At 69.9% G+C, this 14,142-nt stretch carries 10 protein-coding genes; 9 read left to right on the top strand and 1 reads right to left on the bottom strand.

What is annotated here, in order from left to right; all coding sequences use genetic code 11:
* The first annotated feature begins 114 nt into the window (after positions 1 to 114).
* The 9 genes from EPAKOI_RS08175 (at position 115) to EPAKOI_RS08215 (ending at position 13,338) form a co-directional block, all read left to right on the top strand.
* Positions 115 to 1,455 carry an HlyD family secretion protein gene (locus EPAKOI_RS08175; protein ID WP_124684239.1) on the top strand — a complete coding sequence of 447 codons (1,341 nt, stop codon included), beginning with the start codon at positions 115 to 117 and terminating at the stop codon, positions 1,453 to 1,455.
* Between the two features lie 126 nt (positions 1,456 to 1,581).
* Complete coding sequence (locus EPAKOI_RS08180; RefSeq protein WP_423193502.1) at positions 1,582 to 2,811, top strand: hypothetical protein; 1,230 nt, start codon at positions 1,582 to 1,584, stop codon at positions 2,809 to 2,811.
* Positions 2,812 to 2,813: 2 nt separating this feature from the next.
* A complete protein-coding gene (locus tag EPAKOI_RS08185) occupies positions 2,814 to 4,802 on the top strand; it encodes a glycosyltransferase (RefSeq protein ID WP_423193449.1) in 1,989 nt (662 codons plus the stop codon).
* 23 nt (positions 4,803 to 4,825) lie between these two features.
* Positions 4,826 to 6,319, top strand: a complete 1,494-nt coding sequence (locus EPAKOI_RS08190) for an efflux transporter outer membrane subunit (protein ID WP_423193450.1) — start codon at positions 4,826 to 4,828, stop codon at positions 6,317 to 6,319.
* Between the two features lie 286 nt (positions 6,320 to 6,605).
* The gene (locus EPAKOI_RS08195) at positions 6,606 to 8,975 is read left to right on the top strand and encodes a DNA polymerase II (RefSeq protein WP_423193451.1); all 2,370 of its coding nucleotides are present in this window, start codon (positions 6,606 to 6,608) and stop codon (positions 8,973 to 8,975) included.
* 122 nt (positions 8,976 to 9,097) lie between these two features.
* Positions 9,098 to 10,783: an MBL fold metallo-hydrolase gene (locus EPAKOI_RS08200; RefSeq protein ID WP_423193452.1), complete on the top strand. Its 1,686-nt coding sequence runs from the start codon at positions 9,098 to 9,100 to the stop codon at positions 10,781 to 10,783.
* Positions 10,784 to 10,954: 171 nt separating this feature from the next.
* A complete protein-coding gene (locus EPAKOI_RS08205) occupies positions 10,955 to 11,401 on the top strand; it encodes a hypothetical protein (RefSeq protein ID WP_423193453.1) in 447 nt (148 codons plus the stop codon).
* A 194-nt stretch (positions 11,402 to 11,595) separates the two neighbouring features.
* Entirely contained in the window at positions 11,596 to 11,745 is a 150-nt protein-coding gene (locus EPAKOI_RS08210) for a hypothetical protein (RefSeq protein ID WP_172966057.1), read from the top strand.
* Positions 11,746 to 12,108: 363 nt separating this feature from the next.
* On the top strand, positions 12,109 to 13,338 hold the full coding sequence (locus tag EPAKOI_RS08215; protein WP_124685101.1) for an AI-2E family transporter: 1,230 nt from the start codon (positions 12,109 to 12,111) through the stop codon (positions 13,336 to 13,338).
* A gap of 19 nt (positions 13,339 to 13,357) precedes the next feature.
* Here the strand turns inward: EPAKOI_RS08215 and EPAKOI_RS08220 are convergent, their stop codons facing one another.
* Positions 13,358 to 13,888 carry a riboflavin biosynthesis protein RibA gene (locus EPAKOI_RS08220; protein WP_423193454.1) on the bottom strand — a complete coding sequence of 177 codons (531 nt, stop codon included), beginning with the start codon at positions 13,886 to 13,888 and terminating at the stop codon, positions 13,358 to 13,360.
* Positions 13,889 to 14,142 lie beyond the last annotated feature (254 nt).

A 14,142-nucleotide genomic window follows, 5' to 3' on the forward strand; every position in this document is an offset into this window, starting at 1 on the left:
ACCCGATCCTCGCGAGCGTAACGTTCGCGCGGCGGGGAGCGTTCGTCTGCGAAATTTTTCACCGCGACCGACGTTGGCGTGTCGCGGGTGGCCACCTTTTACCCGGGAGCTCGCATGGACAACAATTCCGACCACAAGCCGACCGTGCCAACGCGGCGGCCGCCGCCACCGCCGGGCCGGCCCGCATCCCCGCCGCCGCGCGACGCCGTGGCCCAGCCCAGCCGCGCGCTGGGCCTGCGGCCGGTCTGGCAGGCCATTCCGCGCCTGGCCAGCTACGGCATGGTGGGCTTCATCATCTGGATCATCCTGTCCGTGATGTTCCCGTACGTGTTCGTCCGGTCGTCCGAGCGGGCCGTCGTCAACAGCCCCGTGAGCCTGATCACCACGCCCGTGGAAGGCATCGTCACCAAGCAACTGGTGCCGGTGGGCACCACCTTCAAGCCCGGCGAATCGCTGATGACGCTGCAGAACCCGAACATGGACCGGGCGCTGCTGCTGGAGCTGACCGGCAAGAAGCTCGACAACGAAAAGCGCCTGGAAGCCGCCAGGACCAAGCTGGAAGTGAACGAGGCGCGGCTGGCCGCCACCAGCGGCGACGTGCGGCGCTACACCTCGGCGGCCCAGCAGCAGAACGATTCGCGCGTGCGCGGCATCGAGGCGCGGCTCAATGTGGCGCAGCAGCAGATCGACGCCCAGCAAAATGTAGTCAATCGTAACGTGCAGATGCAGCAGGCCGGCGCCGTGAGCCAGGCGTTTACCGATGCATCGCGCAACCAGCTTGCCGTGCTGGCCGGCCAGCGCGACGCCGTCGAGGCCGAGCTGAACAGCGCCCGCAACAGCAGCGCGGCCACGCGCAACAAGGTGTTCGCGTCCAGCAACGACAGCGCCGTGGGCGCGCTGGCGCAGCGCTCGGACGAACTGAAGGCCGAGATCACCGGGCTGCAGGCCGAGATCAAGCAACTGGAAGCCTACGGCGCCGAGGTCGACAAGCTCGTCGACACCGAGCAGCAGCGGCTGGACCGCGTGTCGAACCTGGACATCAAGGCCTATGCCGGCGGCATCGTCGAGGACGTGCTGGCCCCGCCCGGCACGCGCGTGGCGGCCGGCGCCACGCTGATGCGCGCCACCAACTGCGCGCAGCCGGCCGTGGTGGCGGTCTTTCCGCGCAGCCTGAGCAAGGATCTGCTGCCCGGCGCGCCGGTTACGGTGCTGGTCGATGGCGTGGGCACCCCGCAGCCGGGCAAGGTGGCGGAAATCCTGCCGCGCGCGCCCGACGGCGACCAGGCGCGGTATTTCGTGCCCTTCCCGCCCATCGAGAAAAACGAGCTCTACCTGATTGCCAAGCTCAACAAGCCGCTGCCCGACCTGCCCGGCGCCGGCAAGACCGACCGCTGCGCGCTCGGCCACTGGGCCAAGGTCAGCCTTGACCGCCCGTGGTTCCGCCGGCTGATCTGATCGACACCGATCGCCAGCCATGCCCCCCACGCCCGCAGGAGGAACCCTACCGTGCAGCGTTATCTCGCAGGATCGCGACACCCGGCCGCGCGCAAGCGGCTGCTCGAAAGCATCGTGACAATCGCGCTGGCCGCGCCGCTGGGCGTGGCCGCCGCGCCCCAGACCCCCGACGCGCCGCGCGACGCGTTGCGCGACGCCGGCTGCCAGACGCTGGCCGCGCGCGTGGCCGCCATCCCCGGCAGCGGTCCCGTGATGCTGGCCAGCTACGAACCGGCACCGGGCGGCGAGCCCCTGCCGGGCCCGCTCAAGGAGTCGGCCTTCGTCTATGACAACGCGCTGGCCGGCATCGCGCTGCTGGCCTGTGGTCGGCCGGACGCCGCGCGGCGTATTGCCGATGCCGTGGTGGCCGGCGTCACGCGCGACCGCCACTACCATGATGGCCGCCTGCGCAACGCCTATCGCGCCGGCGCCATGCCGGACGGCCCCGTGCCGATGCCAGGCTGGTGGGACGCCAAGGCCAACCGCTGGTTCGAGGATCGCTACCAGGTTGGCACGGCCACCGGCAACGTGGCCTGGGCCGCGCTGCTGCTGCTGGCCACCTACGAGGCCACGCGGGCGCCGCGCTACCTGGACACGGCCCGCACGATGATGGGCTGGGTCGACAAGGTGACCTACGACAGCGCCGCGCCGGCCGCCTTCGTCGGCGGATTCTTCGGCCACGAGCCGTCGCCGCAGCGCCAGGGCTGGAAATCGACCGAACACAACGTCGACACCTACGCGGTGTTCCGCTGGCTGTCGCGGCTGGACAGCGACCCGCGCTGGCGCACCGGCGCCGACCGCTCGCGCCAGTTCGTCCAGGCGATGTGGCAGCCCGGCGAGGGCCGCTTCGCCATCGGCACGCGCGACGACGGCCGCACGCTGAACGCGGGCCCGTCGGCGCTCGACGCGTCGCTGTGGCCGCTGATCGCGATACCCGACGCGGCGCCCGGCTGGCAGCGCGCGCTGACCTGGGCCCGCACGCGCCACGGCGTCAAGGGCGGCTACGGCTTCAACGCCAACCCGGACGGCATCTGGACCGAAGGCACCGGCCAGGCCGCGCTGGTGCTGCGCGCCAGCGGCCGCGACGCCGAGGCCGCCCCGCTCTGGCCGCTGCTGGCCGCCCAGCGGGCGCCGTCGGGCATGTTGTTCGCCACCCCCGACACGCGCGTGCGCACCGGGCTGCAGATCGGCCCCGACTCGAAGACCGACGACTTCTACTACTTCCACCTGCCCCACCTGGGCGCCACGGCCTGGGCCGTGCTGGCGGCGGCCGGATGGAACCCCTTTCAGCCCGGCGGAAGCCCGCCCAAGGAGTGACGATGCTGGCCGCGAGCTTTGCGAGTTTTCTGGATGGCAGCATGCTGGTCCAGGTCAATGCCGGCGCGCTGCTGATCGCCGTGCTGTGCCTGCGCGGCGACCGCCGCCGCGCCGCCGACCGCTGGCTGTTCGGCCTGGCGGCCGGCATCCTGCTCGGCGTCTACTACATCTGGCGCCTCACCGAGACGCTGCCGGAATGGCGGCTGGAATTCCCCAGCCTCTGGGCCCACGCGTTCCTGGGCTTCGAGACGCTGACCATCCTCTACACGCTGATCTCCATCGTCACGCTCACGCGCACGACCGACCACCGCGCCCAGGCCGATGCCGGCGAGGCCCGGCTGCGCGGCGACCGCGACGCGCCGGCCGTCGACATCTTCATCGCCACCTACAACGAGGGGCTGGACGTGCTGGAGAAGACCATCGTCGCGGCCAAGGCCATCGACTATCCCAACTTCCGCGTCTGGGTGCTCGACGACACCCGGCGCGACTGGCTCAAGGCGTTCTGCCAGCAGGCTGGCGTGCACTACGTGACGCGGCCCGACAACACCCACGCCAAGGCCGGCAACCTCAACAACGGCCTGCAGCACAGTGCCGGGATCGATGGCGGCGCGCCGTTCATCATGGTGCTGGACGCCGACTTTGCGCCGCACCGCAGCATCCTGCTGCGCATCGTCGGCCTGTTTGACGACCCGCGCGTGGGCGTGGTGCAGACGCCGCAGTTCTACTACAACGCCGACCCCATCCAGTACAACCTGCGCTCCACCGACTGCTGGGTGGACGAGCAGCGCGCGTTCTTCGACGTCATGCAGCCGGCCAAGGACGCCTGGGACACCGCGTTCTGCATCGGCACGTCGTTCGTGGTGCGGCGCGAGGCGCTGGGCCATATCGGCGGGTTTCCCACCGGCACGGTGACCGAGGACATCCACCTGACCTACAAGCTGATGCCGTACGGCTACGTCACGCGCTGGCTCAACGAGCGGCTCAGCGTGGGCCTGTCGGCCGAGGGGCTGCCCGAGTACATCAGCCAGCGCAGCCGCTGGGGCCTGGGCACGATCCAGGTGGCGCTGACCGCCGACGGCCCGCTGCGCGGCCGGGGCTACACGTTCCGCCAGCGGCTGCACTACGTGCACGGGCTGCTGCACTGGCTCAGCCGCCCGTTCACGCTGATGCTGCTGACCGGGCCGCTGCTCTACTGGTTCTTCAACGTCCCCACGCTCTATGGCGATCCGCTGCAATTCCTGGCCTATGGCGTGCCGGCGCTGCTGCTGTACTGGGCGTACAGCATCTGGATCACGGGCTCGCGCGCGATGCCGATCTTCACCGAGGTCACGCAGATCGTGGCGGCGATGGCCGTGACAGCCACGCTGGCCAGCGCCATGTTCAAGCCGTTCGGGCGGCCGTTCAAGGTCACCAACAAGGGGCTGGACCGCTCGAAGCTGACCGTCCACGGCAAGTTCGCGGCGTTCTACGGGGCACTGTTCGTGCTGTCGGCGGTGGGCCTGGGGCGCGCCATCGCCGCCGACGGCAACGCGCCGGGCACCGTGTTCAACATCGCCTGGACCGTGGTGTCGATGGTGCTGTACCTGGCGTCGCTGCTGGTCTGCTTCGAGCTGCCGCGCCCGCGCAAGGAAGAACGCTTTCCGTTCCGCGCGGCGGCACGGCTGCAGTTCTATGGCGACGACGGCATCTCGCGCGAGGTCGATGGCGTGACGCGCGACCTGTCCTGCAACGGCGTCGCGCTGGAATCGCACAGCGGCACGCGCGTGGCGCCGGGCGCCATGGGCGCGTTCTGGCTGGCGCCGCTGGGCTGGGTGCCGTGCCGCGTGGCGCGCACCGACGGCCAGTTGATCGGCATCGCGCTGCTGCCCGACATGACCGCGCGGCACCGGCTGATCCGGCTGCTGTTCAGCGAGCCGCCGCACAACATCGCGCGCCGGGGCCTGCCGGGCACGGCCATCGTGCAGCTCCTGCGGCGCGCCTTTACCGGTTGATCCACGCTATGACGATGACAACAATGCGCCTCTCCTCCAAGACTCCGCCAGTACCGCGATGGCTCGCGGTGCTGCTGCCGCTGGCGCTCACCGCCTGCACGCTGGAACCCACCTACCAGCGGCCCGACTCGCCGGTGGCCAACGCCTGGCCCACGGGCGCCGCCTACCAGACCACGCCGGGCGCCGCGCAGGCGCCCGTGCCGGCCGCCAGCCTGGGCTGGCAGGACTTCTTTACCGACGCGCGGCTGCGGCGGCTGATCGAACTTGGCCTGGCCAACAACCGCGACCTGCGCGTGGCCACGCTGTCCATCGACGAGGCCCGTGCGTACTACCGCATCCGGCGCGCGGCACAGTTCCCGGCCGTCGACGGCAACCTGGGCTTCAGCAGCACGCGCGTCACCGGCGACCTGCGCGCGCCGGGCCAGGACGCCGTGATCAACGCCTGGGGCGCCGGCGTGGGCTTTTCCGCGTTCGAGCTCGACGTGTTCGGCCGCATCCGCAGCCTCAAGCACGAGGCGCTGGAGCAGTACCTGGCCATCGAGGAAGTGCGGCGCAGCACGCAGATCAGCCTGGTGGGCGAGATTGCCACGGCCTACCTGACGTGGCAGGCCGACCAGCAACTGCTGAAGCTGTCGCAGGACACGCTCAAGATCCAGGAAGACGCCGCCGAGATGGTGCGCAAGAGCAAGCAGGCCGGCGGCATGGCCGAGATCGACCAGCATCGCACGCAGACACAGGTGGAAACGGCCCGCGTGGACGTGGAGCAGTTCACGCGTCAGGTGGCGCAGGACGAGAACGCGCTGTCGCTGCTGATCGGCGGCCCGATCCCGGCCGACCTGCCGGCGCCGCAGCCATTCGACGACAGGTCGTTCGTGGCCGAGCTGCCGTCCGGGCTGCCGTCCGACCTGCTGGCGCAGCGCCCGGACATCATGGCCGCCGAGCACCGGCTCAAGGCCGCCAACGCCAACATCGGCGCGGCGCGCGCGGCGTTTTTCCCGCGCATCTCGCTGACGGCCGGCGTCGGGCTGGCCAGCACCACGCTGGCCGGACTGTTCACGGGCGGCGCGGCGTGGGCCTTTGCGCCGCAGGTGACGCTGCCGATCTTCAATGCCGGGGCGAACCAGGCCAACCTGGATGCATCGAAGGTCCGCAAGGACATCAACGTCGCGCTGTACGAGCGCACGATCCAGGGCGCCTTCCGCGAAGTCTCCGACGGCCTGGCCGCCCGCGGCACGTACGACCGCCAGACCGCCGCCCAGCAGTCGCTGCAGAAATCGGTCGCCGAGACCCGCCGGCTGGCCGAGATGCGCTTCAAGAACGGCGTGGATGACTACTTCGCGGTCTTCGACGCCCAGCGCCAGCAGTACGAGGCCGAAAAGAAGCTGGTGACGATCCAGCTCGCCCGCCTGAACAGCCGCGCGCAGCTATACAAGGCCCTGGGCGGCGGATGGTCGCAGCAGTCGGCACCGGCGCAGCCGGTGGCCGGGAAGCCGGCGGGGATGGTGGCGCGGCAGTAGCGCGGCGGCGGCAGCCTGCGCTGCCATGTTGGCGTGTCTTCTGCCTGTTTTTTCGCTCCCCTCTCCCGCCTGCGGGAGAGGGGGCTGGGGGTGAGGGCCAGCCGCTCAAGATGCGACGGTGGCAGCTTGCACCGCCATGCCCTCTCCCCGACCCCTCTCCCGCGCGCGGGAGAGGGGAGCAAACCATCGGCGGGAATACCGCCCGCGACCCCGCACCACCACCACCCCACCGCCGCCCCCCCGCCTCCGCTAAAATCCCCGCCACAAACACCCCAAGGCTTGCAGCGTGGCACTTCAGCAGGGTTTCATCCTGACCCGACATTGGCGCGATACCCCGGCTGGTACCGAAGTCGAGTTCTGGCTGGCGACCGACGACGGGCCGCGCCGGCTGCGCCTGCCGCCGCAGCCGTCCACGGCGTTCATCCCCGAGGCCCAGCGGGCCGCGGCCGAGGCGCTGTTGCAGGGCCAGCGCGATGTGACGCTGCGGCCGCTGCAGTTGCAGGACTTCCAGCGCCGGCCCGTGCTGGGCCTCTACTGCCCGCAGCACCGCCAGCTCATCCAGATCGACAAGGCGCTGCGCGACGCGGGCGTGGACGTCTACGAGGCCGATGTCCGGCCGCCCGAGCGCTACCTGATGGAGCGCTTCATCACCGCGCCGGTCTGGTTCGATGGCGACCCTGGCGCCGACGGCATCCTGCGCAACGCCCAGCTCAAGCCTGCCGCCGACTACCGCCCCGCGCTGCGCCTGGTGTCGCTGGACATCGAGACCAACGCGTTCGGCGACCTCTACTCGATTGCGCTCGAAGGCTGCGGCCAGCGGCAGGTCTACATGCTCGGCCCCGCGCCGCAGCAGGCGCCGGCCGACCTCGACTTCGCGCTGGAATACCGCCCCACGCGCCAGGCGCTGCTCGAAGCGCTGAACGACTGGCTGGCCCGCCACGATCCAGATGCCATCATCGGCTGGAACCTCGTCCAGTTCGACCTGCGCGTGCTGCGCGAGCACGCCCGGCAGTACCAGATGCCGCTGCGGCTGGGCCGGGGCGGCGCCGAGATGGAATGGCGCGAGCACAACCGCCAGCAGCACTATTTCGCCGGGGCGGCCGGGCGGCTCGTGATCGACGGCATCGAGGCGCTGCGCTCGGCCACGTGGAGTTTTCCGTCGTTCAGCCTCGAATCGGTGGCGCAGGCGCTGCTGGGCGAAGGCAAGGCGATCGACAACCCGTACGACCGCATGGACGAGATCGACCGGATGTTCGCCCAGGACAAGCCCGCGCTGGCCCGCTACAACCTGCGCGACTGCGAACTGGTCACGCGCATCTTCGAGAAGACCGAGCTGCTGCGATTCCTGCTGGAACGCGCCACCGTCACCGGGCTGCCGGCGGACCGCAGCGGCGGCTCGGTGGCCGCGTTCACGCACCTGTACATGCCGCTGATGCACCGCCAGGGCTACGTGGCGCCGAACCTTGGCGACAAGGCGCCCGAGGCCAGCCCCGGCGGCTTCGTGATGGATTCGCGGCCCGGGCTCTACGAATCGGTGCTGGTGCTGGACTACAAGAGCCTGTACCCGTCGATCATCCGCACGTTCCTGATCGACCCGATCGGGCTCGTGGAGGGCCTGGCGCACCCCGACGATGCCGACTCGGTACCCGGCTTCCGGGGCGCCCGGTTCTCGCGCACGCGGCACTGCCTGCCGGCCATCGTGTCGCGCGTCTGGCAGGGCCGCGAGGCCGCCAAGCGCGACGGCAACAAGCCGCTGTCGCAGGCGCTCAAGATCATCATGAACGCGTTCTACGGCGTGCTCGGGTCCAGCGGCTGCCGGTTCTTCGACCCGCGGCTGGCGTCGTCGATCACCATGCGCGGGCACGAGATCATGCGCCAGACGCGCCAGCTGATCGAGGCACGCGGCTACGAGGTGATCTATGGCGATACCGATTCCACGTTCGTCTGGCTGCGCCGCGCGCGGACCGAGGACGACGCCGGCCAGATCGGCCGCAGCCTCGTGGCCTACGTCAACGACTGGTGGCGCGACCACCTGTGGCAGACCTACGGCCTGGAAAGCGCGCTGGAACTCCAGTTCGAGACGCACTTCCGCCGCTTTCTGATGCCGACCATCCGCGGCACCGACCTGGGCAGCAAGAAGCGCTACGCCGGCCAGGTGATGCGCCCCGACGGCCGCCTGGAGATGGTCTACAAGGGGCTGGAAACGGTACGTACGGACTGGTCGCCGCTGGCGCAGCAGTTCCAGCAGACGCTCTACGCCCGGATCTTCAACCGCGAGCCGTACCAGGAATACGTGCGCGACACGGTGCGCCGCACGCTGGCCGGCGAGCTGGACGACCTGCTGGTCTACCGCAAGCGGCTGCGCCGCCAGCTCGACGACTACCAGCGCAACGTGCCGCCGCACGTGCGCGCCGCCCGCATCGCCGATGCCTACAACGAGCGCCACGGCCGCCCGCGCCAGTACCAGAACGGCGGCTGGATCAGCTACCTGATGACGATGGCCGGCCCGGAGCCGCTGGAAACGCGCTCGGCGCCCATCGACTATGACCACTACGTCACGCGCCAGCTCCAGCCCATCGCCGACGCGATCCTGCCGTTCCTGGACGACGATTTCCAGACGCTGCTGACCGGCCAGATGGCGCTGTTTCCGTCCTGAACCGCCGGCGGGCGGGCGGCACGCAGGGTTTTCGCTGCGGTGCGACAACGGCGCAACCCGCTAGAATGGCCTGCCGGCGTCGCCTGACGCCGCCGCAAGAGCATCCGAAGAGACTCCCGTTCATGTCCGCCGTCGCCCCGAATCCTGCTGTTCCCTCCCCGTCCAAGGCCATGCGCCACGCCGCCAGCATGCTCGTGCTGCGCGACGGCCCGCAGGGCATGGAAATCCTGATGATGCGCCGCCCCCAGCGCGACGACGACCGCAGCGCGGGCGCGTTCGTGTTCCCGGGCGGCGTGCTCGACCCGCAGGACGCCGCGCTGCATCGGCTCTGCGCCGGGCTGGACGACGCCGGCGCCAGTGCCCGGCTGGGCGTGGCGGCCAACGGGCTCGACTACTTCCTGTGCGCGGTGCGCGAGGCGTTCGAGGAAGCCGGCCTGCTCTACGCCTACGACGCCACCGGCCAGATCGTGGGGCTCGACGACCTGGACGCCGGCGTGCGCCAGCAGTTGCGCGAGGCGGCCGCCTATGGCGGCAAGGGTCTGGCACACGTCTGCGAGATGCTGGGCCTGCGGCTGGCCGTCGACCAGCTGGCCTACTGCGCCTACTGGCTGACGCCGCCGGGGCTGCCCAAGCGCTTCGACACGCGTTTCTTCATGGCCGTGGTGCCGCCGGGCCAGACCGCGATCCACGATGGCGTGGAGGCCGTGGAGCACCGCTGGATGCGCCCGGCCGACGTGATCGATCCCGTCAACAACCTCACGCTCGTCAACGCCACGCGGCGCATCCTGCAATCGATCGCCCATTTCGAGACGGCGCAGGCGTGCGTCGATTTCGCCAGGCAGCAGCGCAGCATCGCGCTGGTGATGCCGCGGCTGGCGCATGGGCCCAAGGGCCAGCGGCCGGTGATGCCCGACGAGCCGTGCTATGCCGAGATTGCCCGCATCGACCCGGACGGCGCCGCCCATGGCCGCTACGTGCTGGAGCCGGGGCTGCCGGTGCGGCTGTCCGAGCGCGTCTGGCGCGTGACGGCCAACAACGGCAACGTGATGACCGGGCCCGGCACCAACACCTACTTCGTGGCCGGCGCCGACAACTGCTGGGCCGTGATTGATCCGGGCCCGGAAGACGCGGCCCACTTCGACGCGGTCATGGCCGCCGCGCCGGGCCCCGTGAAATGGATCCTGGTCACGCATACCCATCTGGACCACTCGCCGGGCACGGTGCGGCTGCGCGCGGCCACGTCGGCGCCGGTCTGGGGCCGCACCACCGACGTCAAGGACCGCCAGGACCAGACCTTCCGGCCCGACCACATGCCCGTGCACGGCGACCGCATCGCGCTGGGCCCCGACACCACGCTGCGCGTGATCCACACGCCCGGCCATGCGTCGAACCACCTGTGCTTCCTGCTGGAAGAGGAAAAGATGCTGTTCACGGGCGACCACGTGATGCAGGGCTCGACCGTGGTCATCAACCCGCCCGACGGCGACATGGGCGCCTACCTGGCGTCGCTGCGCATGCTGCTGGACGAGGACCTCGAATGGATCGCCCCGGGGCACGGCTTTCTGATGCCGCGCCCGCACGACGCCATCCGCCTGCTGATCCGCCACCGCCTGCAACGCGAGGCCAAGGTGCTGAACGCGCTGCGCACGCTGTCACCGGCCGACGCCCCCACGCTGGTCACCAGCGTCTACGACGACGTGCCGGTCAGCAAGCACCCCATCGCGCTGCGGTCGATGCTGGCGCACCTGCGCAAGCTGGAAGCCGAGGGCGTGGCCAGCGAGGTGGATGGGGTGTGGGGGTTGCGGTAGGCGGCGTGGGTTGTTCAGGCGCCTGCCCTCTCCTCCGTGGGGGTACACGCCCGAAAGCTGACAGGCGGCCGTCCGCCGGGCCGTGAAATATCTGGATACCTTGACGCACTGGCGGCGCTTGGGCCGGCTGCCTACAGTGACTTGCATCGCTGACTGCCCGAGAGCCTTGCCATGCCCAGACTCCTTGCTCCGCTGCTGCTGACACTGGCCACGTCGATGGCCGCCGGCGCCGCCCAGGCCGTCACCAAGTGCGAAGGCGCCGGTGACACGCTCTATACGTCCGGGGCCTGCCCGGCCGGCTACCGCAATGTCACGCCGTCGATGCGCGGCAACGTGACCACGGTGACCAAGTCCGCCAAGGTCCGCAGCGACGAGCAGGCGTACCTGAAGAACCGCGCCCAGATGGCCACGCAGATCGAGAACTGGGACGCCCGCGAGCAGGACCAGGACTGGCGCGCGCAGACCGCGTTCTGGAACCAGTGCCGGGCGCTGGAGTTCCAGGTGCGCGCGGCGGAGCGGGCCATGCATCAGACCGAGTACTGGAGCCACGCCGACCGCTATCGCGACGCCGTGCACGCGCTGCGCGCGGAGCAGTACGGCATGGGCTGCTATTTCTGACGGCGTGCGCGTCGGGGCATCGTAGTTCCTGCCGATATTAGCCACGCTTAGATCGCCATACAGAAAATTTCAGGCGAAATCGGGTCGGAATCACGTCTGCAGTCACATACAATCCGTTCCCATCCGGCCCGCCACGTCGCTTCGTCCAGGACCTTCGTGGCAACTGCGGTCGCAACCCACTCCTGTGAAGAAACATGCTGACTCTCACTGCGATCGTTGCGTATATGCTGGCCTGCATCGTTGCACTGGCTTTCGGTGTTCGCTGGATGATCAAGAACGATCCGCTGCTCAAACAGCCCCAGTTTCTGGATACGTCCTCAGGCCCTGACGACACGTCACGCTGACGCACCAGCGGCCATCGGCACGCCAACCGGCCGATCGCCCTGCCCCCTACGGAACGCCGGTCCACCCGACCGGCGTTTTGCTTTTTGTGGATGACCTTTTTGCGGCCCGCCGGCCCCCGCTCGCCGCCCGGTAACGCGGCCGTCACGTGCATCCGTCCTACAGCCCGACCCGTTGCACGCCGACATTCCATCCCGCTGGCCGCCACTATGCTCTGAGCAGGCACCCATAACAGAGCCAGCGAGCCATGTCGACCGTCCCGCCCACCCCCGCCCTGCGGTCCCCGTCCCGCGCCGGACCCGGCTGCGCGCGCGGCCGACCCGGCCCCGCCCACCCAGACGGGTGACGCGGCGGCGCGCGCCGGCATGTCGGACACGTCCGATACTGCCCAGGCCGCCAGCGAGCCGTCCGACCCGATTGCCGATCCCATTGAGGATGACCGCGCCGACGCCGGCAGCCCAGCTCTGGCCGCCGCTGCCGCCGCCCCGGTCACGATTCCCGATTTCACCCCGCCACCCTGGACGCGCTCCGTGCGCAGCGGCAGCCTGGCGCTGATCGTGCTGGCCACGCTGGCATCGCTCTACGCGCTGCACGTCGCCCGCGCGTTCGTGGTGCCCGTGGTGCTGGCCATCGTCATGGCCTACCTGCTCGACCCGATGGTGGCCTTGCTGCAGCGCCAGCGCGTGCCACGCGCCGTGGGCGCCACCGTCGTGCTGCTGGGGCTGCTGGGCATGGTGCTGTGCGGCGCCTACTTGCTGGAGGGCCAGGTGTCGTCGATCGTCGACCGGCTGCCCGAGATCGCCAGCAAGCTGTCGCGATCGGTCGGGGCGCTGATGAGCGGCGACGATTCGGTGCTGCAGAAGGTGCGCCGGGCCGCCACCATCCTGGGCGGCACCGGGCAGCCGCCGGCGCCGCGCGGCGCGCCCATCGTGGTGGAACGCGGCGGCGACGGCATCAACAACATGATCTGGGCCGGCTGGATGGGCGCCTTCGCGCTGATCGCGCAGGTCGTGGTGGTGCTGTTCCTGACGTGGTTCCTGCTGCTGGCCGGCGACATGTTCAAGCGCAAGTTCATCAAGATGGCCGGCAAGACCATCAGCCAGAAGAAAATCAGCGTGCATATGCTGGACGAGATCAACCGGCAGATCCAGCGCTACATGCTGATGCTGCTGGTCACCAATGCGTCGCTGGGCATCTGCACGTACATCCTGCTGCGCTACCTGTCGATCGACAACGCCGGCACCTGGGCGCTGGTGGCCAGCGTGCTGCACCTGGTGCCCTACTTCGGCTCGCTGGTGGTGGCCGTGTGCCTGGGCGTGGCCGGCTTCATGCAGTTCGGCACGCTGGCGGTGGCCGGCGCGGCGGCCGGCGGGTCACTGGTCATCGCCACGCTGATCGGCAACGGCATGACCACGTGGATGACCGGCCGCATGGCCCGCATGAACGCCGTGGCCGTGTTCGTGTCGCTGCTGTTGTTCACGTGGCTGTGGGGCACCTGGGGCATGCTGCTGGCGATTCCGCTGGCGGTCATCGCCAAGGTCGTGGCGGACCACGTCGACGGCCTGGAGGTGCTGGCCGAGTTTCTTGGCGAATAAGCGGCCCGGCTCAGACGGCTCAGACCGTCCGCATCACTTCGGCATGGGTGCCGCGTAGCGTGCGCATGGCGTCGTCGCACTGCTGCGGCGACTCGGGATTGACCAGCACGGCCCAGCGGCCCCCGCGCACCGCCTCGCGCACGGGCGTGATCACCGCCTGGTGATCGGGCCGCGCCGTTATCAGCCCGCCGCCCATCATCCCCAGCATCGCGCCGATGAACGCGCCGACCAGACCGGCTGGCACCGGGTTCTGCGTCACCCACGCCACGTCCTGCAGGTACAGCACGGCCATCACCAGCAGCCCCAGGATCATCCCGCACGCCCCGAGCGTCAGGTGCGAGCGGACGGCCGTGCGCGCGATGCCGGCCTCGTCGGGCTCCAGCTTGCGGCCAAAGTGGGCCTCGTGCGGGTGGATCAGCTTGACCTGCCCGGCGCTGAGCCGGGCACTGGTGCAGACCAGGTCGACGGCCTGCGCGGCATCCGCCTCGGTGTCGTAGAGCGCAGCGATGCGCGTGTTGGCGGCCTCGCCGGAAATCATGTTGCCTGTCATGTCTGGGCTCCTTGTCGTGTCGCCCTCCCGGTACGGGCATCCTTGCGCCGTTTTGATGCGATCTTCGGCGATCTGCGCGGATGCCTCCGATCCCATGCTAGCCATCGGCCGGGCCGCACCGCGTCGGCATCCGGCCGCGCGGCGCTGTAGGAAGACGCCGCATTGGCCAGCGGCGCGGTTTCATCTGGCAAAACTTTGATGCGCCGCAGAATGACGGCGGCCCGTCCGTCTCCTATAAACCAACGGTTGCCGCA

It is taken from the genome of Cupriavidus sp. H18C2 (genome assembly GCF_049393795.1).
Classification (GTDB): Bacteria; Pseudomonadota; Gammaproteobacteria; order Burkholderiales; family Burkholderiaceae; genus Cupriavidus; species Cupriavidus pauculus_C.

Bases quoted from the DNA above. Each gene is read 5' to 3' on its own strand.
- EPAKOI_RS08175 (WP_124684239.1), top strand. From the start codon at position 115: ATGGACAACAATTCCGACCACAAGCCGACCGTGCCAACGCGGCGGCCG.
- EPAKOI_RS08185 (WP_423193449.1), top strand. From the start codon at position 2,814: ATGCTGGCCGCGAGCTTTGCGAGTTTTCTGGATGGCAGCATGCTGGTC.
- EPAKOI_RS08190 (WP_423193450.1), top strand. From the start codon at position 4,826: ATGCGCCTCTCCTCCAAGACTCCGCCAGTACCGCGATGGCTCGCGGTG.
- EPAKOI_RS08200 (WP_423193452.1), top strand. From the start codon at position 9,098: ATGTCCGCCGTCGCCCCGAATCCTGCTGTTCCCTCCCCGTCCAAGGCC.
- EPAKOI_RS08205 (WP_423193453.1), top strand. From the start codon at position 10,955: ATGCCCAGACTCCTTGCTCCGCTGCTGCTGACACTGGCCACGTCGATG.
- EPAKOI_RS08210 (WP_172966057.1), top strand. From the start codon at position 11,596: ATGCTGACTCTCACTGCGATCGTTGCGTATATGCTGGCCTGCATCGTT.
- EPAKOI_RS08215 (WP_124685101.1), top strand. From the start codon at position 12,109: ATGTCGGACACGTCCGATACTGCCCAGGCCGCCAGCGAGCCGTCCGAC.
- EPAKOI_RS08220 (WP_423193454.1), bottom strand. From the start codon at position 13,888: ATGACAGGCAACATGATTTCCGGCGAGGCCGCCAACACGCGCATCGCT.